11 protein-coding genes are annotated in these 21420 nt (G+C 67.8%); all 11 read right to left on the bottom strand.

Features of this window, described 5'->3' with window-relative positions; genetic code table 11:
* Positions 1–16: 16 nt before the first annotated feature.
* Complete coding sequence (locus tag ACI7BZ_RS06190; RefSeq protein WP_414116312.1) at positions 17–613, bottom strand: hypothetical protein; 597 nt, start codon at positions 611–613, stop codon at positions 17–19.
* A 494-nt stretch (positions 614–1107) separates the two neighbouring features.
* Positions 1108–7377: a hypothetical protein gene (locus ACI7BZ_RS06185; protein WP_414116311.1), complete on the bottom strand. Its 6270-nt coding sequence runs from the start codon at positions 7375–7377 to the stop codon at positions 1108–1110.
* A gap of 801 nt (positions 7378–8178) precedes the next feature.
* Complete coding sequence (locus ACI7BZ_RS06180; RefSeq protein ID WP_414116310.1) at positions 8179–8604, bottom strand: hypothetical protein; 426 nt, start codon at positions 8602–8604, stop codon at positions 8179–8181.
* Positions 8605–8654: 50 nt separating this feature from the next.
* Positions 8655–11108 (bottom strand): trypsin-like serine protease, encoded by a 2454-nt coding sequence (locus ACI7BZ_RS06175; RefSeq protein ID WP_414116309.1) that lies wholly within the window; start codon positions 11106–11108, stop codon positions 8655–8657.
* A 268-nt stretch (positions 11109–11376) separates the two neighbouring features.
* On the bottom strand, positions 11377–11709 hold the full coding sequence (locus tag ACI7BZ_RS06170) for a hypothetical protein (protein ID WP_414116308.1): 333 nt from the start codon (positions 11707–11709) through the stop codon (positions 11377–11379).
* Between the two features lie 21 nt (positions 11710–11730).
* Positions 11731–12390, bottom strand: coding sequence for a hypothetical protein (locus ACI7BZ_RS06165; RefSeq protein WP_414116307.1), 660 nt, complete (start codon positions 12388–12390; stop codon positions 11731–11733).
* The gene (locus tag ACI7BZ_RS06160; protein ID WP_414116306.1) at positions 12387–13853 is read right to left on the bottom strand and encodes a hypothetical protein; all 1467 of its coding nucleotides are present in this window, start codon (positions 13851–13853) and stop codon (positions 12387–12389) included. Before ACI7BZ_RS06160 ends, ACI7BZ_RS06165 begins: the two co-directional genes overlap by 4 nt.
* A 287-nt stretch (positions 13854–14140) precedes the next feature.
* Positions 14141–15976: a serine/threonine-protein kinase gene (locus ACI7BZ_RS06155; RefSeq protein ID WP_414116305.1), complete on the bottom strand. Its 1836-nt coding sequence runs from the start codon at positions 15974–15976 to the stop codon at positions 14141–14143.
* A complete protein-coding gene (locus tag ACI7BZ_RS06150; RefSeq protein WP_414116304.1) occupies positions 15976–16764 on the bottom strand; it encodes a PP2C family protein-serine/threonine phosphatase in 789 nt (262 codons plus the stop codon). Before ACI7BZ_RS06150 ends, ACI7BZ_RS06155 begins: the two co-directional genes overlap by 1 nt.
* Before the next feature lie 144 nt (positions 16765–16908).
* Positions 16909–19536 (bottom strand): caspase family protein, encoded by a 2628-nt coding sequence (locus ACI7BZ_RS06145; RefSeq protein ID WP_414116303.1) that lies wholly within the window; start codon positions 19534–19536, stop codon positions 16909–16911.
* A 77-nt stretch (positions 19537–19613) separates the two neighbouring features.
* A complete protein-coding gene (locus ACI7BZ_RS06140; protein ID WP_414116302.1) occupies positions 19614–21305 on the bottom strand; it encodes a hypothetical protein in 1692 nt (563 codons plus the stop codon).
* Positions 21306–21420 lie beyond the last annotated feature (115 nt).

The following is a 21420-nucleotide window of genomic DNA, read 5'->3' as shown; positions in this document are numbered from 1 at the left end:
TGCCTGAGGTGGGGTCTCAGCTTCGGGCGACATCCATGCAGGTGTAGAGGGTGCGCAAGGCGGTGCCGAACACCTCTTCGAGGCAGCCATTGGAAAGGACCAGGGTGGTCCCATAGGGCGTATGCATCCGATCCAGGCAACCTGCCTTTGCCAGCGCCACCACTGCCTTGCGGCAGGTCTCCGTGGACATCTCCAGCACCAGGAAGCGCGCAAGGTTGGACTGGTCGATGGCCCCCTTGTGGTCGCGCCAGTTCTGGACAAGGCGCAGCATCACATCGGTGCTGAACTGCGCGCGCTGGATTCGCTCGGGCTTGGGGATCGGCCGGCCGGCTGCAGGCTGCATGGCATCAAGACGACTGAGGCGCTGGTTGTGCTCCATGGCGAAGCGCTCGACATCATCCGCCGTCTCGATCTTCAGGGCATCAAGGCGATAATAGAATTCGGCGATGACATAAATGGCTTCAGCATTGAGGGCGGCGAGGAGCTCCTCATCCCGGCGGACGCTTCTGCGTGCAAGGAGATCGAAGAATTGGACGCGCGATGCTTGAAGGCAATCCAGGACCTTGAGGTCCCGGCACCGACTGAAATCCGTTGGCCCGCGTTCGACATTCATCTTACCAAAATCCGATATGTGCGCCGCACCCCGCGTGCTGTGAGCGGATTGTCTCTGCCCCGCTGCCTTCTTCCGGGCGCGATCGGCTCTTCATTCGATTGAAAATTGCCGTCGGCAATGGTCGCAAAGTGTCCCCGCTCTGCTTTGCCGTTGCGGGGGTGGAATTCCGGGCGTCCATATGAGCGGATCGTACTCTAACTTACTGGATAGAGACGGATTATCTGCCCATATTGAATCGCCGATGCGTTTCAATATGGGCAGATCCGGCTCTAGAGCCACCCCACTGGGGTGAAAATTCCCGCTCAGGACAATCGCGCCGCTTCGTTCATCTTTCCCCTGGGCGTCACGCCCAGGGGGACCCTGGACCTCCCGGCATTCCCGCCGGCACCATTCCCGCCGGCGACGCGGTGCCGGCACATTGCCGGTCCGGTCACCACATCCGAACCGGCAATGCTCAAGCACTGCCGGCCCGTCAGGACCGATGGCGGTGCGCGTCAGAACTGGGCGCGCATGCCACCGGTGAAGGATCCACCGTCGATATTCTGCCCGAAGCGATAATCGGCACGGACGAAGCCAAGCACCCCGGTATCGAGGGCCTGCGCCGACAGGCCGACGCCCACCTGACCGAACGTGCCCACATCCGACACATTGATGAAAGCTGCGCCACCCTGGCCATCATCATACAGGCCCGCGCCGTCACCGGAGAATTCATGCCACACGCTTGCCGTGATCGACGGGCGCAGGACAAGGTTCTCGCTGGCCGCGAAGCTGGTGCCGACCCGCAGGCGAAGGCTGCCGATGAGACTCTCCAGATCGTCGGTGTGAATGACGCCGGTGGCTTTCGGAAGCAGGACATCGTCCACCGAAGCCGTCGCATAGTTGAGGCCGACCGAAGGCTCCACAAACCAGGTGCTGGCGAAGGGGATCACCCCGCCGGCGCTGGCCACCACCGTCCAGCCGTTGGCCTCGCTGCCGCTGTCCTGCAAGCCGGCCTGGGTGTTGGTGAGATCCACATTGTAGTAATTGCGCTGGACCTGGATGTCGGCGAACAGCCCGTGTCCAAGAAGGGCCGCATAGGCCCCGAAGAAGGGCGCTTCCACCGCCGACGACACGCCGCCGTAGTTCTGCAAGGTATTGTCGAACCAGACGTCACCGGCGGTGATGCCGATATGGCCGGTCCAGCCGGAACCGCCGATATCGGAGCGGCTCACGTCGATGCCAACCTGGAAGCCGCTGAACACCGACTGGAAGGTGGCAGCCTCCGCAACCGAGGTGCTGGCCCCGACAACCTGCGTGGTGGCGACACTATCGACGTTATAGCTACCGGCCTTCACCCGCACCCAGGCGCCGGTGGAGATCTGGTCCTGCACCGGGTCCAAAGGACCCGAGACAAGAGCGCTGGTGGATTCCAGGAAGCCGGTGGTGAGCGACATGAGCGATGCGGCGATGGTGGCCGCCACCGAACCCGCTGACGGGTTCAGCGTCGCCTGAACATACCAGGTATTGTTCTTGTAGCGCAGGTCGTAGTTCACGAGCCCGCTGGCAGAAAGATCGTTGGTGGTGAAGGCGTCGGCGGAACCGACGCCGGTGGCGACGACGATCTCGTCCGAGAAGAGCCCCTTTGCGCCCGTGGCGGACAGATCCAGGTCCGTGGTGCCCGTCACCGTTCCCGCATGGATCTGGTCGGAGCGTGTCGTCCCTGTGTCTCCTGAGGAGAGGTCGATATCCATATGGATGGTGGCAGGGATGGTGGCATCCGCGCTGCCGGAATAGGTCCCGGCCACGCTGATGGTGTTGTAGGTCGTCGTTCCCTGCCGCATGTCGACGACGCTGGAATTGGACATGTTGCCCGACACGGTCAGGTTCGACGGCGTGGTCATGTCCACGCGCCCGGCATTGACCAGGTTCTGGCCGATGGCCAGGTCACCCACCAGCGTCGTGGTCGCGCCCACATTGTTGGTGACCGTTCCGGTGATGGTGCCGGATGCGTAAAGCGCATTCGAGTTGTTGATCGACCCATCCCAGGTGGAGGTTGTCCAGATCACCCCGGTATTGCTGGCAACATCACCGATCCAGATGGCGTTGTTCTGGTTGTAGATGGTGCCGGCATTGCTGGTCACCGCACCGGTCCAGCTGGTGCCGGTGCCATCGTTGACGATCACGCCCCCGGCGAGGTTCGAACCCACCGTGCCGTTGGTCCAGGTGCCGCCAGAGAGATTGACGATCTTGCCGCCGTTGCTGGTGACCGCCCCATCCCAGGTCGCCTGGTTCTGGTTGGTGATCTCCCCGGAATTGCTCACCACGGTGCCGGTCCATTTGGTGCCGGCCCCGTCATTGGTGATCTTAGCCCCCGTCGCGTTGGCCGTGACGGCGCCGGTCCAGGTCGCCTTGTTCTGGTTGTTGATGGTGCCGGCATTGCTGGTCACCGCACCGGTCCAGCTGGTGCCGGTGCCATCGTTGACGATCACGCCCGTGGCGAGGTTCGAACCCACCGTGCCGTTGGTCCAGGTGCCGCCGGAGAGATTGACGATCTTGCCGCCGTTGCTGGTGACCGCCCCATCCCAGGTCGCCTGGTTCTGGTTGGTGATCTCCCCGGAATTGCTCACCACGGTGCCGGTCCATTTGGTGCCGGCCCCGTCATTGGTGATCTTGCCGGCGGCAAGATTGTCCGTCACGGCACCGTTCCAGACGGAACCCGTGATATTGCCGATGGTGCCCGCATTGGTCACCACATTGCCGTTCCACGTAGCGGTGTTCTGGTTCCAGATGGCGCCCGTATTGGCGAGCACATCGCCGTTCCACGTCGAATTGTCGTTGATGATGCTGTTGCTGGACGTGTTGGTCTTCACGTCGCCGGTCCAGGTGGCCTGGTTCTGGTTGCTGATCGTCCCGTGGTTGGAGACGGCGCCGTTCCAGATGGCGTCATCATTCACGATGTTGGCGCCCACCGCGTTGGAAAGCACCTCGCCGGTCCAGGTCGCCTTGTTCTGGTTGTTGATGGTGCCGGCATTGCTGGTCACCGCACCGGTCCAGCTGGTGCCGGTGCCATCGTTGACGATCACGCCCGTGGCGAGGTTCGAACCCACCGTGCCGTTGGTCCAGGTGCCGCCGGAGAGATTGACGATCTTGCCGCCGTTGCTGGTGACCGCCCCATCCCAGGTCGCCTGGTTCTGGTTGGTGATCTCCCCGGAATTGCTCACCACGGTGCCGGTCCATTTGGTGCCGGCCCCGTCATTGGTGATCTTGCCGGCGGCAAGATTGTCCGTCACGGCACCGTTCCAGACGGAACCCGTGATATTGCCGATGGTGCCCGCATTGGTCACCACATTGCCGTTCCACGTAGCGGTGTTCTGGTTCCAGATGGCGCCCGTATTGGCGAGCACATCGCCGTTCCACGTCGAATTGTCGTTGATGATGCTGTTGCTGGACGTGTTGGTCTTCACGTCGCCGGTCCAGGTGGCCTGGTTCTGGTTGCTGATCGTCCCGTGGTTGGAGACGGCGCCGTTCCAGATGGCGTCATCATTCACGATGTTGGCGCCCACCGCGTTGGAAAGCACCTCGCCGGTCCAGGTCGCCTTGTTCTGGTTGTTGATGGTTCCGGCATTGCTGGTCACCGCACCGGTCCAGCTGGTGCCGGTGCCGTCATTGACGATCACGCCCCCGGCGAGGTTCGAACCCACCGTGCCGTTGGTCCAGGTGCCGCCGGAGAGATTGACGATCTTGCCGCCGTTGCTGGTGACCGCCCCATCCCAGGTCGCCTGGTTCTGGTTGGTGATCTCCCCGGAATTGCTCACCACGGTGCCGGTCCATTTGGTGCCGGCCCCGTCGTTGGTGATCTTAGCCCCCGTCGCGTTGGCGGTGACGGCGCCGGTCCAGGTCGCCTTGTTCTGGTTGTTGATGGTTCCGGCATTGCTGGTCACCGCACCGGTCCAGCTGGTGCCGGTGCCGTCATTGACGATCACGCCCCCGGCGAGGTTCGAACCCACCGTGCCGTTGGTCCAGGTGCCGCCGGAGAGATTGACGATCTTGCCGCCGTTGCTGGTGACCGCCCCATCCCAGGTCGCCTGGTTCTGGTTGGTGATCTCCCCGGAATTGCTCACCGCGGTGCCGGTCCATTTGGTGCCGGCCCCGTCGTTGGTGATCTTAGCCCCCGTCGCGTTGGCGGTGACGGCGCCGGTCCAGGTCGCCTTGTTCTGGTTGTTGATGGTTCCGGCATTGCTGGTCACCGCACCGGTCCAGCTGGTGCCAGTGCCGTCGTTGACGATCACGCCCGTGGCGAGGTTCGATGCCACCGTTCCGTTGGTCCAGGTGCCGCCGGAAAGATTGACGATCGTGCCGCCGTTGCTGGTGACCGCACCGTCCCAGGTCGCCTTGTTCTGGTTGTTGATGGTGCCGGCGTTGCTGGTCACCGCACCGGTCCAGCTGGTGCCGAGCCCGTCATTCACGATCGTGCCGGTGGCCGTATTGCTGGTGACGTCACCGCTCCACGACGCCCCTGCCTGATTATAGACATTGCCGGAGTTGGTGACCGCACCGATCCACTTGGTGCCGGTATCAGCATTGGTGATGATGCCGGCCGTGGCATTGCCGGTCACCGCACCGGTCCAGGTGGAGCCCGTCGAATTGGTGACGGTGCCGGCATTGTCGAGCGTGCCGTTCCAGGCCGAGCCGGTGATGTTGTTGATGGACCCGGCATTGCTCAGCACATCGCCGTTCCAGGTGGCGGTGTTCTGGTTCGAGATGGTGCCCGTATTGGTAACGACGTCACCATTCCAGATGGAATTGTCGTTGACGATGGAATTATTCGACGTGTTGGTCTTCACGTCGCCATTCCAGGTCGCCTGGGACTGGTTGCGGATCGTGCCGTCATTGGTCACGTCCCCATTCCAGGTAGCCCCGGCATTGGTGATGACGCCAACGGCGCTGTTGGTGACGTCGCCGGTCCAGGTGGCCCCGTCGCTGTTGGCGATCTGGCCGGCATTATACTTCACCGCGCCGGTCCAAATGGTGGTCGCGCCGCTATTGTAGATCTTGCCATTGGCCATGTTGTTGGCCACGTCGCCGGACCAGGAGCCCCCAGCGGAATTCTCGATGGTGCCGGCGTTGCCGAACTGAGGATCGGCCGGATCTCCGGGCGCGATGCCGATCGTGCCATTCTGCCAGGTCGCATAGTTGTAGATGGCGCCGGTGTTATTGACGACAGCCCCGCTCCACACAGTACCCGCGCCGCTGTTGACGATGGTGCCGGAATTGTCCTTCACCGCGCCGGTCCAGTCGCCGCCATCCTGGTTCTGAAGCGTACCCGCATTGGTAACGGCGCCGCTCCAGGTGGCGCCGGAATTGGTGATCTGCTTGGTATTGCTGAGAACCTCGCCGGTCCAGGTGGCACCGCTCTGGTTGACGACGATACCGTCATTCTTCACCGTGCCGGTCCAGGTCGCGCCCACCTCATTGAAGATGAAGCCCCCGGACGCATTGTTTTCCACATTTCCGGTCCAGGTGGACGCGTTATTGTAGATGAAGCCGGTATTTCCGCTGACGCCGGCGACACCGACGACGCCGGTCCAGGTGGACGTCTGCGTGTTTTTGATCGTGCCGGAATTGGCTTCGACAGCGCCGGTCCACTGGGCACCGCCCAGATTATTGATAGTGCCCGCATTGGTGGCGACTTTGCCAGTCCAGATACCGGTGGCGGTCTCGTTGCTGATCCCGGAAGTATTCGACACTACATCGACGTTTGAAGTACCATAATTATAATATACACCGCTGTTGGCGAGGCTGGAATTGAGTGCGCCGCCTTTGTAGACAATTACGGTACCCGAATTCGTCAGCAGGCCCCCGGCGCTGAACACGCCGGTGTCTTTGACGCCGATGACACCAGAGTTCGATACGGCCCCGCTGGACGTGAACGAACCACCCGCATTCACATCAAACGCGGAGCCGGCGGCGGTGGTGAGGCCCGTGGCGGTGACGGCGCTCGACACGGCGAAGGTGCCGCCGAGGTGGTTCACATCCTGAAAGGTGCCGCCGCCGGCAGCCATGAAGATCCCGGACCCCTGCGTGGTGAAGGTGCCGGAAGCGGTCACCGCGCCGTTGAAGGCCACACTGGCGGACGTGGTGTCCACCGTCCCGCCGGTGGCAAGCACGGTGACCGGCTGCGCGAACGAGACGACGCCGCCGCCCGTGGGCGCAAGGACGCCCCCATCGAACGTCATCGGGTCCTGCTGGGCGGCGAGGTCGTTCTGCGTGAAGCTCGTCTGCGTGGTGTCGATGTAAAGCGAAACCGCACGGATGTAACCGCCGCCAGTACCGTACGGTGACAGCACCACGGTGCCGGAAATATCTGCGGCGCCGGTCCCGACGACGAAGGTTCCCGTGCTCATCGGCGGCGGAACCGACGTCTGCCCGAGGGAAACGCCGTTGTTGAAGACCTCGAACTGATCGCCGACGAGAAAGCCGTCCGAAACAATGACGGCGGCAGGATTGACCGCCGTAAAGGTGAAGGTCTGGTCCCAGGACGAGCCGACAGCACCAAATTCGAAGGATTGCTCCGCGCCGCCGATCACCAGCGCCGTGGCGGCGGCCGGGCTCGGAACCGTCGAAACCAGGGAGCCACCCAGGGACGCGGCCAGAATTGCGGTGCTGGCGAGAAGTTTGCGGCGGCGGCTGAGGAGGCGGGTGCGTGCCGGGCGGTCCGCTTTGGCGGCGTGCCCCTCAACACAACCCTCGACGCGCAGCACGAAGCCGCTGAACTCGAACGTCATCCCCCGTCCCCCTGAAAGCGAAGCGTCAGCTCTCGCCGACAACATAATCTTCGTGGGACCGTAGCCGCGCAGGTTGCAACCGACAAGGGGAGTGACTCTTAATTACAATTTGATTGTAGCCATACAAATAGACGGTCGCGGGAGGAACTGTGCTGTCACCTCCACTTCATCATTGCGAATAGTGCATGATTTTACAGATATTTGCGGCTCCCCTCCAAACTCGAACGGCAGCACGCCGGGAGCAGCGCTCCTACGGCCGTCCAGATCCCCTCGCAGGTACCGTTGGCGCCGTTATCCAGATAACGTGACGCAAATGCCACATCCCAAAAAAGGTAGATTTCACAATGTAACTGATGCAGTTCCGCAACGGCAATTGAGGATCTGCCCGGAGAGGCGGCGAACTGCTCCCGAATCGTGCACGATCGGGGGCGGGCGGCAGCCTCGATTCGGGCCGGCTGGCACAGGCGGGGTCTGTTCAAGCGCCGGGCATTGCAACCTGCGCGATCGTTTATCCGGGGAGGCAGGGAAGAGCGGCGCACCAAGCGGGCGAAACGCCATCAGCCCATGCTTCCCATCACGCCGCGGCCAGCCGGCATCCCCGCCCGCGGCACCGCTCCACGGGGCGGGGGTGGAGGACCCGGGCGAAAGCGCAGGGGCCGTTCAAAATCCCGGCACGAGCCGATCCAGAGCTGCCCCTGAAAACCCGCGGCGCGCGCCCTGGCTGCGCGGATCGCGCTCTCACTTAAGGATAGAGAACGCGTTATCCGATCAGCTTGCGGTGCAAGCTGATCGGCGCGCGCTCTAGTAGCCGATCACCATATATTGCGGGCACAGCAGGTTGCCGCATCCGCGGGGCGATGCGGGCAACGGGCGTTCCGCCACCGGAATGAAGCTGGCCGGCGCAGCCACGACGACCGTGCGGCGCGGCACTGCGAACGGCGCGCGGGCGGGAAGGGGGACGGCCACCCGGCGGGGGCGGGGCGACGGCAGCGGGGCCGACGATGCCACCGCCATGCCTGGCTCCGGGGCGATCGCGCCCCCGCGGCCGTCGCCGCTATCGGCCACCGTTCGGGACTGGGCCGGCGCCCCCTCTGAGCACGGCTCCAACCCGCCGGCCGCCTGCATTCCGCGGCCACCCGGCTCGCAGCCGAGCGACGCGGCGCTTGCGACGGCACCCGAGAGCAGGAGGCCCAGCGCCGCGACGGCCAGAGTTGCAGAACGTGTCATGGGAAGTCCCTCGATACTTAGGAAAAAAATACCATTGGTTGCAGGGATTGTCACGGCCAGCGCCGATCTTCGGGGCCCGCCGCGCCCGCCTGCTGCCCCTCAAGCCGCGTGGCGAACGACCAGACCACCTCCGCCGGCCGCCCCGTGGCGGGGTCCGGCACGGCGAGGGCGCGGATGTCGTCGTGCAGATGAACGAGGGCGCCAAGGGCGTCGGTTCCATCACCGGCTCGCTCCGGCAGGTCAAGGGCCTGCACCGGCCGGTCGGCGAGCACGGCGACCACCAGGGCGCCACCCGTTCCCGCCGGCAGGGGCAGGTCCAGGCCGCCGGCCGGTGAAAGGAGGTTCAGCTCGCGCGCCGGGCGCCGCAGGCGCTCCAGGCTCGCCATGTCGGGATACACCTGCTGCACCCGTCCATCGGCCGAGACGGCAAGGACGATAAGATAGCCGGCGCGCCGGGTGCTGACGCGCAGGGTGCGCCCGTTTCCCGGCACGAAATCCACCGCCAGGCCCGCCGTATTCGCGATGGCGGGCATGCTGCGCGCGGCGGCGACACCGGCACGCACGGCACTGGCCAGCGGGGCCTTTCCTGCCGCGGCGCCGGCCACCAGCTGGGGGGAGGCCCCCAGGCGGCAGAGGCTCACCTCGCCTTCGCAGAACTGGGCCAGGCTCGAGCGCACGCTGCCGAGAAGGTCCTGCACATCGCCGCCGCGACCGCCGGACACGAGGACCGCGGCCCGCATGGCGTTGATCCAGCGCCGGGTGAAGGCGCCCATGGCCTCGGCCGAGGCGGCATCTGGGCCCTTGTCCACCAGCGCCCACTGATCCGCCGCCGCTGCGAACCAGAGCACCGTGGACGGCGCAGGCGCAGGCGGCTCCTCTTCGGCGCGCACCTGAATTTCGCCAAGCTCCGGCGCGAGGTCCGCCACCGCCTCCACGGCGCGGACCGAGCCCTCCTCCCCGGCCCGCGCCCGCACCGGCCGCTGCAGGGTGCGGCGGGAAATCTGGGTGGTGTCGAACACCGCCGTCACCTGCCGGTCGGCGAGCCGCTCCATGACCCGATCGAGCTCTGCGGGTGTGATGGCATTGGCCACATCGCGCACCCTGCCGTCGGCGCTGCGGACAAGATCGAGATCCACGGGGGCCAGGGCGACGCCGGAGCGGGCGGCACGCAGGGCGGGGAAAACGCGGCTCTGGAAGCCATGGCCACTATAATAAAGATGCACGCGCGCCCCCGCTCGCGAGCCCTGGACCAGGAAGGCGTCGAGGGCGGCGAGAATGTTGGCGCGGGTGGCCTTCTCGTGGGTCAGGGTCATCACCTGCTCGCGGCGGAAGCCCAGCACCTCCACCAGAAGCGCCGCCACCGCCGCCGCATCGTTGCCCGAGCCGGCAAGGGTGAGGGGCTCGGCATAATGGTCGATGCCGATGACGAGAGCACGGTCGCCCGGCGCCACATGGGCGGCGGCGCGCGCCACGTCCTCCGGGGTCAGGAGCGCCAGCGGCGCGATCTCGGTGTCGCCCGCCAGTGCGGCAGCGCCGGCCGATGCCGGGGCGGCGGACAGGTCCCCGGGTGAAAGCCGGAACCGGGTGGAGGGCAGCGCGGCCAGCGCCAGCTGGTCCCGGCTCACCAGCCGCAGCCAGCCCTCATAGGCCGCGACGCGGGTATAGACGCCGTAGCGCTCCCGCCGGCCGCAGCCCTCGCCCCAGCTCACGATTCCGGCCTGCACCCAGCCGCCGGCGGCGCCGCGCAGCATCAAGGGCCCGCCGCTGTCGCCACGGCAGGCATCGCGCCCGCCGGCGGCGAAGCCGGCACACAGGTTGGTGGCGCCAATGGTATTGCCCTTCAGCGCGCTGTCCCCATAGGCCTGCCGGCAATCGCCGATGGGCACAAGGGGAAGTTCCACTTCCTGCAGGTCGGCGGGCAGCAGGTCCGCGTCCGCGCTTGCCGCTTCCTGGGTGAAGCCCCAGCCCACCACCATGCCGGCAAGGCCGGCGAGGTCCTCGTCCCGGGCCGCGGGGGACATCACGGCGATGGCCGGTGCCTGGGCGGGCGCCTCCAGCTCCACCAGTGCCACGTCGTTCTCATAGGTGCCCGGCTGGAAATCGGGATGATAGAGCAGGGCGCGCGCGCGAATGCCCCGCCGCGCCACCGCATCGCCCAGCGTGATCACCGCCGGCAGGCGCGCGGCACCGGCCACCACCAGCACGTCCTGCGCCGCCAGTTGCTGCCGGCGCCCGCCGCCGGCCGTGGCCGCGACGAAGCAATGGGCGGCGGTGAGCACCCAGTTGGCCCCCACCACCGTGCCGCCGCAATGGGACCTCAGGCGCCCGCGCCCGGCGGGATCGGGCGCATAGATCTTCACCTGCGAGGGCCAGGCGCCCTCCTGCGCCTTGACGCCGCCCACCACGCGGGTGAGCCCGCGTCCGGCGTCTGCAGCTTGCGCGCGGGCCGGCGAAGACGGCGCGGCCAGGATGGCGGCAAGGGCCAGCCCGATTAGCGCCCACAAGATTGTTTGCATGCCAGAAAAATGAAGTGCTGCAATTATTTCGGAAGTCAGTTGCGAATGATGAGCGTGCGTGCGCGAGAGGGATTTTCGCCGACAGACCCGAAGGCTGGCACCGTGGCCAACGCCCCCGGCCGGGCGATGTGCGCGGCTGTCTCGCATTCCATCCTGCGGAGCGCGGCGCCCCCGCGCCCGCGCCGTGGAAAAGTAAGGTGCTGATACTAGCGCGGCTTCACCAGCCGACGCCAGCGCGCGCGCCGGCCACGCTTCGCTATTTTTGCTGCGCGGCCTGTTCCGGCAGCGGCGCGACGATGCGCAGGCGCCATTCCCCGTCCTCGCCGAGGCTGCCGGAATAGGAAAGCTGCGGCCACGGACGCCCCGCCTGCGCCAGCAGCGCGACGATCTCGCCGACAATGGCCCGCACCGCATCCCCCGGCACACCTTCCGCCCCCGCCACATCCGGATTCACCAGCGCCACCCCCGGCGCCGCACCCGCCTCGGCCGGCGGCGTCACGGTGAGGCGGAAGGCCCGCCAATCCTCGGGCACGACCTCGAAGAGCGCATCGACGAGGCGGTGGTCGAGGGAGGTTTGGTTGACAGACATGAAAGCCCACCCTTTGGACAATCAGGCGAGCCCATGCTCGCTGTTACGATTGGACCGGCTCAGGCGAGATCCAACATCTTCATCTTGGATGATTGCCGTCAATGCCTGTCGATCCCCATCCGCAAATTTATTGATTTCGCGGTTAAACTCCGACCCCAGATCGTTCATATCGGCGATTTTGCGTGCCAAATAAAGACAACCGCGAGCGATTTCCTTCAAGGCCCCTCGCCGCAGTTCGCCCACGTCGGCGATGCGGATGAGGCGTTCGAGGACATTCAGGGCATCCTGGCGCCCCAATGCGGTAAACAGACTGGTCACCGCCAGAATCTGCTCCCCCGCATCGCCACGCGCCGCACCGAGGAATTCAAGGAGAGCAGAAGTACCCTTTGCCTTTGTCTGCTCATGCCTCAGCATGGCCTCGGCGGTCACAAGCAGCATCCGGTTGTCAAATTCATTGGGGAAGAAGATCTTCTCCAACGCGTCGGCCGCCTCGGGAAGGTTTATGTGTCCCAAGGCCTCGATCGCAGTCGTATCACGGGCGGCTCTCGCCGAAAGTAGCTCGGCCGCCCGCCGCAACTCCTCCGGCGTCATCTGCCGGAACAGGCCCTCCGCAATGCCGTCGGCCTTTTCGCGGCCTTCTGCGTTGAGCTGCGTCATGAATGCAGTGAATGCGGATGTCATGGCTTGACTTTCGGCGCCTCCAGTTGCAGAGGAATCTGCAGAGCATTGTTTTTCATGTTTATGTTGACATCCATGCCGCCCGATTTGATCGCCGGAATTTCATACTTGTTGAAGATAAATCCGCCTTTGGGCCGATCCGAAGTGAGAAGCACATCCACATCCCCCTCAAGGCCGGACGCGTACTTGCTTGACAGGCCGCCCCAGAATTTCTCGCCCTTCGAGACGGTGCCGCTCTGGCTTTCCCAGTTAAGCACCCTACTGAGTTCAGGCCACTCGTCCACGACCTTCCCGCCAGGCGTCATCTCCAGTGTCGTCTTGCCTTGCATTCCAGCGGCCATCGCTGCGCCCTGCTTGTTTCCAGACCAAAGGACACCTTGATTCTTGCCTACAGAGACATCGAGGCGCTCAATGATGCCGTCGATATCTCCCCGCTCAAGATGCGGGCGTAGAATGGCGCGGGCACCCTCCAAATCTCCATTGTTCGCGAGCTCTGTGATCCTCCGGCGGTCTTCGGCCGCCGAAGAAACCGGGTTGGAGGGTGTCTTCGGTGGCAAAAGCGCCGGTGGGGGCTCCTTCTTATTCTTCCCCGCCATTTCCTCCTTCGAAACCTTCCCGACCCCCTTCTTCCCCCCGGTCTTCTTCAGGGAATCCGAAAACCGCCCAGAAATCCAGGAGAGGGCGAGCATGAGGGCGCTCACGCCGATGGAGGAAAGCCCCGCGGCCAGCCGTGCGGCCGCCGCGTCGAGATCCTTCTCCTCCTTGGCCGCGGCGGTCTGGATGATGAAGGCCACAAGGTGGATCACCGCGTCGAGGGCGGCGGAGATGGCCTGAAACAGGCCCACCCCTCGCAGCACGGCGCAGGCGACGATGGCGGAGAGCACCACCGCGTCGATCGCCTCGCCCGCCGCCACCGCGTGCAATTGGGCGAGGATCACCAGCGTGGCCAAGGCGATGGCAAGATTGGCGGGGTCCTCCACCACCGCCAGAAGCTGGGCGCGCAATTCCGGCCCCACCAGCGGCACGGCGCGGTGGAAGACGGATGAAAACTTGTCGGCAACCCCCATCTCCGGCGGAAGAAGCCCATAAGCGTTGCCGCTCCGAAGCCCCGGCCCGGCGCGCGCCGCCAGCTCCGCCGCCTTGATCAGAGCCTGATGGTCGGCCGCGCTCACATAGGCCGGCTCGCGGAACACGAAGGCCCACAGGCGGCCGGCCGCCACCGCCGCCGCCACCTCGGCGATCAGTTCGGCCTGCAGCAGCACGCTCACCGGGCGTCCGCCGCTGTCCACCCAGAAGGTGGCCAGATCCATCACCGCCCCGGCATCCTCGGCGAGGTGGGAGGTCAGCGCCGCGCGCACCTCGCCGCCACCGGCCGGCCGGAAATGCCCCCCTTTCGGCGGAACGCCGCGGGTGATGAGGATGGTCTGCATGAAGCCGCGAAAGACGACGGCGTCCACGGCGCTCATGAGGGCCCGCTCAACCGGAGCTGCCCCTGCCGCACGGCGCCGCGCGCCACTGCGGGACGGCCCCGCCCGAGAACCCGGCCCGGAAAGGCGCAGCCTGCAAAAGCATGGCCGCCGAAAGCGCCGCCAACGAAAGCTCTGCCCATGAAAGCCCCGCCCAAGCCCCGCCAACGCCACGCCCGGCGCCGGCCCTGCGGCGCGCGCTGCCCGGTCAGCAGCAACGGAAGTTGTCTTGGGGGGCTATGCAGGTGTCAACGAGGTCCAAAGCAATTGAAGGCCTCAAAACAACTTCACTCCACGGTGACATACCGGGTGGCGAAGGCGAGGCGGTCGCCACTGCCTCCGGCACGGGCCTTCAGCTGGGCCACGAAGACGTCCGCCCCCATGGCCGCATCGGTGCGCAGCGGCGCCAGGGCCTGGGCGCTGGAGACAGCCACCAGCAGCAGCGGCGTGCCCGCCGGCGCCACCTGCGGATCGACGGTGAAGCGGAAGGACACCGCCTCCCCCTCCGCCGGCCGGGCGGCGCCGGCCACCACCCGCACCGCACCGCTGGCGAACACGGCGGCCACGCTCACATAGCGGCCGCGCGCCGGCATGGCCTCGCCCTCCACCACCCCGCCGGGGTGCACCGCATGGCTGACGACCTCCAACTGCGGCGCCTGTGCCCGCTCCTCGCGGCCCTGCGCCAACAGGTCGATCACCGGGCATTGTGCCGTCGTCACCTGCCGCAGCCGCACGTCGAGGCTGAAACCGTGGGCGCGCTCGAAATCGGCGGCGATGGCGCCGAAATCGCTGCGCGCCCGGCCGAAGCCGTCGCCCGCCGCGCGGGCATCCGCCATCACCACGGGATCGAGGAAGGCGCATTCGGCAAGGGCGTAGCGATCCAGGAAACGGGTCATGTCGGCGGGGCGTGCGGGGGCGATGCTGTCCGGCAGGATGCGGGTCAGCGTCAATCCCCCGGTCCCGGCCGGGCGCGCGGGCGTGCCGGGCACGGCTCCCGCCTCCGGCAGGCGCCCATCGGCGGGCGCCGCCGGCCGGGCGGCTTCCGGCCGAGGCGCGGGCGAAGAGGGGCTGCCGGGTCCCGACAACAGCCAATAGGCCCCGCCACCGAGGCCGGCGAGCACCGCCACCACCAGCCCCGAGCCGATTGCGGCGCGCAGCCAGGGCCGCATGTCCCGCCCCCGCCGGTCCGGCATGCGCACATGGGGGCGGGCGGAAACCACGGTGCCTTCGGCGCTCGCCGCGAAAGGGTGCCGGCCGGTCGCCGGCGGCGCAGTGCCGCCGCGCCGCAGCCAGGCGGCCACCTCCGTCATGGAGCCGGGCCGGTCGCGCGGATCGGGCTGCAGCATCCGCTCCAGCAGGGGGCGCAGCCGCTTGTCCACGCGGGAGAGGTCCGGCACGCGGCGGCGCTTCTCGATGACCTCCACCGGGGAGCCCCGCATGTCGAGGGGCTCTCCGGTGATGGCCTCCACCAGCACCAGTCCGAGGCTGTAGATGTCCGACGCGCCGGTCACGTCGGCACCGAAAAGGCCGAGTTGCTCGGGGGAGACATAGTTATATTTGCCGGCGAAGCCGTCGCCCACGATGGTGCCCTCGGCGGCGCGGGTCTGGCGGGCGATGCCGAAATCGATGATCTTCGCCTGCGCCACGTCGGCATCGGGAATGATCACATTGTCCGGCGAGATGTCGCGATGGATGATCCCGCGTTCATGCGCCGCCTGCAGGCCGGCGGCCACCCGGGCGCCGAGCACGCGCACGCTGTCGTAGTCGAGGGCCCCGTTGCGCACCATGGCCGAGAGCGAGGGCCCGGAGACATACTCCATGGCGAGGTAGGGGCGCTTCAGGGTCGGATCGACCGAGAAGACGTAATAGCGGACGATGGCCTCGTGGTAGAGATTGTGGAGGGCCTTGGCCTCCTTGCGGAACATGGTGAGCGCCGCATCGGTCTCGGCCACATCCGAGCGGATGGTCTTGATGGCGACAAGATCGCCCGTCTCGATGGCGTGGCCCCGGTAGATCTCGCCCATGCCGCCGGCAGCGATGCCCTCGTCGATCTCGAACAGATCGTTGAGGCGGGTGCCGCGCGGAAGCCAGGTGCCGGTGGTCTCGCCGGGACGTGTCACCATCACGCGCCCGCGGTCCAGTTCGGCGCCACCACCCGGACATGATCCGTGACGGTCGGCTCGCGCGGCACGCAGCGCACCGCCACCACCGTCACATTGTCGCGCCCGCCGCGCTCCAGGGCCAGCTTCACCAGGGCGTCCGAGACCTCCCGCGCCTCGGTGCGCACCACGAGGTCGCGGATTTCCTCGTCGGCCACATGGAGGGTGAGGCCGTCGCTGCACAGGACGAAGGTGTCACCGAGCTCGGCAAGCCCGTCCACGATCTCCAGCTCCGGTTCGTCGGATACGCCGATGGCCCTCGTCACCACATTGCGGCGCGGCCAGCTCTTGGCCTCCTCACGGGTGATGACGCCGCGGCTCACCAGTTCCTCGACTTCCGAATGGTCGCGGGTCAGCTGGGCGATCTCGCCGCCGCGCACCCGGTACACGCGGCTGTCGCCGGACCAGATGCAGGCATAGGCATTGGCGCGGATCAGCAGCAGCACCACGGTGGCGCCGATCATGTCGAGGTGCATGGCGTGCGCGCGGTCCCGCAGCCGCGCATTGGCCGCCACCAGACCGCGCGTGCATTCCGCAAGGAAGCCGCTGGCCGTGCCGAAATCGTTCACGTGGCCCAGTTCCTCCACCACCAGCGCGCTGGCGATGCTGCCCGCCTGATGGCCCCCCATGCCGTCGGAGACCGCCCACAGGCCGGTCCCCGGCCGCATGAGGTAGCTGTCCTCGTTGGCGGCGCGCACACAGCCCTGATGCGTCGCAACCGACGTCTCGAACACCATGTTCATCTTATCCATGAGGCACCTGCCGACCGCGTTTCCCCGTTTGCGAACCCGGGAGGCGGCGCGCGCCGCCCCGGCCCTGTCCGTTCCCGATCCCGACGGGGCCGGCCCGCGGCGGGCGCCCTCCGCCATGCTGGATTGTCCCCATGCGACGCATGCTCAGTTGCCGAGGATGATGGTGGGCGCGCGCCGCGCCGGCGGGGCGGCGGCGACCGGCGGAGACGGCTTCGGCGCCGGGGCGGGCTTGGCGGCCGCCGGCGCCGGCTTCGCTGCCGGCTTAGCAGCGGGCTTGGGCGCCGGCTTCGCCGCAGGCTTCGACGCCGGCCGCTCCGCCTCCGGGGGCCGTGAGGCGACCACCGGAACGCACCGCTCGCCCTGTGCCTCCTGCCCCTTCGGACATTCGAGCGGACACACCCGCCGTCGCCCTTCCGCCTCAAGCCGCTTGGCCACGGCCTCGTCCACGTCCAGCGACGCGGGCTTCACGTCGCGCACCCCGTAATATTTCCGCAGGGCGGCGCGGACGCTGTCCAGGCTGCCGTCGTCATCCGCGCCGTCGAAGCAGCCGATCTGCCGCAGGGCGCGCGCCGCCCGGCGCACATGCTCGGGCGCATTGACCGCCGGGGCGGGGGACAGGCCGGACATGGCGCCGGGGCCCAGGGCCGCGACCACGAGGGGCTTCAGCCCTTCGCAGGTGGTGGCGGTGGCGAGGTGCTCCAGCCGGTCGCGCCCCTCCACGCCCAGCTGGCGCAAGCGTTCGAACTCGCCGCGGTCGCGGGCGCAGGCCTGCTCGATGCGGTCGCGATCGGCGGCAAGCCGCTGGATCTGCGCCCGCGCCGCCGCCGCCACATCCGGGCAGCGCGCGGTGCGCACAAAGGCGGTCAGCGCCACCGGATCGGCCGCATCAAGCGCGGCATAGGCGGCAGCCTCCGCGCTGCACGCCGCCCGCGCCGCGGCCTGCTGTTCCTTCAGCGCCGCCTCACGCGACGCGACCTCCCTGGCGGCAGCTTCCTTGGCGGAAGATTCCCTGGCCGCTGCCTCCTTCGCGGCAGCCTCCTTCGCGGCAACTTCCCTGGCTGCAGCTTCCCTGACTGCAGCCTCCCGGAGAGCCGCCTGCCTGGCCGCGACATCCTTTGCGGCAGCCTCGCGTGCGGCGGCCTCGCTCGCTGCAGCCTCTCTGGCGGCGGCTTCCTTTGCAAGGGCGACGCTGAGGCCCGCCTCCAGGGCCGCCACATTCTCCTCGCATTGCACGCGCCCGCGGATCGCCTCCAGCCCGGCGCGCGCATCCGGCCCGCCCGCGGCGTCGCGGATGCGGCGGGCCTCTTCGGCACATGCCGCCTCGCGGCGCCGGCGCTCCTCCGCCTGCCGCTCGGCTTCCTCCCGCCGTGCCGCCGCCGCCCGCTGCCGACTGCGCTCCTCTTCCTCATGCCGCTCGATGACGGCGATGGCCCGGCGGGCGAGGCTGCGGGTTTCGGCACAGCGCGTGGCGGCCTCCAGGGCGACGAGGTCGTCCTTCCGGTCCGCCTGCGCATAACGCTCCACCCGTTCCGCCTCTTGCCGGCAGAGGGCTTCGGCCCGTGCCCGCTGCGCGCGGGCCTCCTGCTCGGCAAGGTCGGTCAGCGCCGCCTCCAGCCGCGGCCCGCTTTCCTCAGGACAGGCCAGGCCGGCCTTCAGGCGGTCGAGATCGACCCGCAGGCCGGCAGCGTGCAGCCCTTCGATCCGAACCGCTTCCTCGGCGCATCGGGTCCGCCGCCGCTCCTCCGCAAGGCGCGCCTGCTCTGCCCGCGCGGCGGCGGCGCGCTGCTCGGCTTCCTCCCGGCGCCTGCGTTCCTCCTCGGCCCGGCGCCGGGCCTCCTCTTCACGCTGGCGCTGCTCGGCGAGGCGCTGCGCCCGTTCCAGCACCTCCAGCCGCCGCGCCGCCCGCGCGGCGTGCTCCGAATGGGGGAAGCGGGCGAGAAAGTCGCGGAAATCCAGCGGGTCCGACGACATGCGGATGCGCAGCCACGCCGAGTGGTGGGATTCGGTCCGGTTCAGGACGAAGGGGCTGTTGAGGGCGAGGCTGATCTCCGGCACTTGCCGGCCCCCGGTCTGGTCGAAGACATCGCGCGAGACCCGCTGGAACAGGGGCCTCACCTCCATCTCGGCTTCGCGCAGCCATTTCAGCAGGGCATGGGTGAACGGGCTGTTGCGGGTCGCGCCGTCCTCCGCCTCCGAGAAGGGCGCGGTGGCGTAGGCCATCACCATCCCCTGCCCCTGCGAGGCGCCGGCGATGAAGCGCGACAGGGCCTCCTCCCGCACGCCCCGCGCCGCTTCCGGCGAGAGGCTGCCCGGACCGCCCAGCGGATCGTTGCGGCAGGCGTCGAAGATCATCAGGCGCACGCCGGTGGCCTTTGCCAGCACCTCGCGCACATCTTCGGCGGAAAGGGTGTCGTATTGTAGGAGGTCGCCCGCCTCCAGCTCGGCATCCGTGGGCACCAGGAAATACCGCCCGCGGAATTCGAGGGCATGGCCGGCATAATAAAACAGCGCCGTATCCGCCCCGGCCGCAAGGCGTGAGAAGTCCTTCAGCACGTTGGAAATGTCCGCCCGCGTCACGTCGTTGCGCGGGATCACCTCGAAGCCGAGGTCGCGCAGCGCCGTGGCGACGTCGTTGGCGTCGTTGCGCGGGTTCTTCAGGGCGGTCATGTAACGGTAGGACGAATTGCCGATCACCAGCGCCACCCTGCGCTCCGCCTGAGCGGACGCGAGCGATCCCGCCAGGAGCGCGAGGGCCCCCAGCAGCGTGATCACCCATGTCCTCAAGCCGCGCATGCGATGTCAGGCCTTTCACAATCGCCAGCGGCGCGCGAAGCGCCGGCGCCGCGGGTTCAGTCGGTCAAGAGCGGGTATCGCACAGGCGTGTAGCCCCGTGCCAGCAGGACCGACAAGGGATAGATGTTGCGGCACACCCGCCCGTTGCAACCTCCGGTAGCTGCTTCCAGCACCTCCACCTTCCGGTCCGGCGTGAACTGGACGAACAGCATCACGTGCGAGCCGGGCTTGTTCAGGGCATCTCCCGGCTTCAGGTCCCAGGGATTGGCCAGGGGCCTGGTGATGCTGGGGATGTCCGCGGTGGTGTAGTGCCGCGCCAGGCCCCAGGTGGCGCTGACGAAGGCGGAGCAATCCACCCCCGCCGTGTCCCGCCGCGGAGTCTCGCGGGTGCACCAATTGCCGGCAAGGGTGCCGGAATCCACCCGGCGCTTGAACTGCACGAGGCTGCCGAAGCAGCCCCAGCAATAGGGCACGCCCCGCACCTCCTGCCCCACCTTGCCCTGCAGATAGGCCGGCCGCCGCACCCGGCCATCGAAGCCGACGCAGGATCTGTCCTGCTCCGGCCCGTAATTGGCGGGCGTCAGCTGCCACTTCAGCCCCTCGAAGGCCAGCCCGATCTGGATGACGCCCTGGCGCGAATTGGGCCGCACCGCGGTGATGAAGCCCGGGTCGCCAAGGCCCGCTCCCACCCCCCCGGGGCCGGCCACCACGGGGGCCGGCTCCAGCACCTGCCCCTTCGGCCGGCGCGCCGCCAGATCGAGGATGGCGACACCGCTCGCGTCCGATTTCAGGAACAGCACCTTGCCTTCCGGGGCGATGGTGATGAAGCGGCGGGTGCTGGTCTGGTCGGGGGCGATGGGGGGGTCGTAGACCGCCTCCAGCCGCCCCTTGGGCGAATAGCGCGCCACGAAGATGGCGACCCGCCCGCCCGCCTTGGCCGGCACGTTCTCGGTGAACACATAGACATTGCCCGCGCGGTCCACCTCCAGCACCTCGACCAGCCCGAGCCGGTCGGCGACGCGGACCCTCAGCCGCGTGAGCTTGAGCGGGTCAGCCACCGGCCGGATCTCCACAAGGGCGCTCTTGCCGTCCTTCTGCGGCACGATATCCGCATTCACGGCCCCGGCGCCCCGGGCCACCAGCGCCTGGCGCACGGGAATATCGAGGCTCTGCAGGGAAAAGCTGCGGCCGGCGGCGCCCAGCACCTCGGCATCGCTGGACGGGGTCTGCGATCCCATCTGGGCGAAGGCGGAGCGGGCCACGTCGTCGGCGTCCCCCACCGCGCGCGCCTCCAGCGCCGGCGCGCCGGCCTCCATCCGGCCCGCGCCGGATGCCGGAGCAGGCTCCAGCGCATAGGGCCGGCCGTCCCAGACATAGAGCTTGTCGCGCAGGGCGACGAGATCGCTCGGCATGAGGTTTTCCGGCAGGCGCAGTTCCTCCGGCGCCCGGTCGGGGGCGTCCGGCTCCAGGGCGAGGATGCGGCCGTTGATCTGGTCCAGGAGATAGAGCTTGCCGGCGCCGTCGGCATAGATGGCCGACGGGCCGGTGGGCTCGGCGTCCGGCGCGCCGGGCACCATGCCGACCATCGCCGCGCCCGTGCCGCCGGGCAGCTGCCGCAGCACCTTGCCGCTCTGCGCAAAGGCCGGTGCCGTAGCGGCAAGGCATGCGGCGAGCGCGAGGAGGGCCGCGGCGCGCACCTTCGCCGAACCCACGCCCCGGGACCGGTAGCCGGCCTGTGTCGCACTCATCCGCACGCCACTCCCCTGATCTCCCCTTCGCGCGCGGGCGCCTGCCGCAGGGCGGGAAAACAACCCAGAATAGCACGACAGCGCCCTGCCCTCACACCTCCCGTGGCCCGCCCGC

Origin of the sequence: Xanthobacter sp. AM11, from assembly GCF_047444035.1 — a bacterium.
Lineage (GTDB): Bacteria > Pseudomonadota > Alphaproteobacteria > Rhizobiales > Xanthobacteraceae > Xanthobacter.
This window is presented reverse-complemented; position numbering and strand designations above follow the sequence as displayed.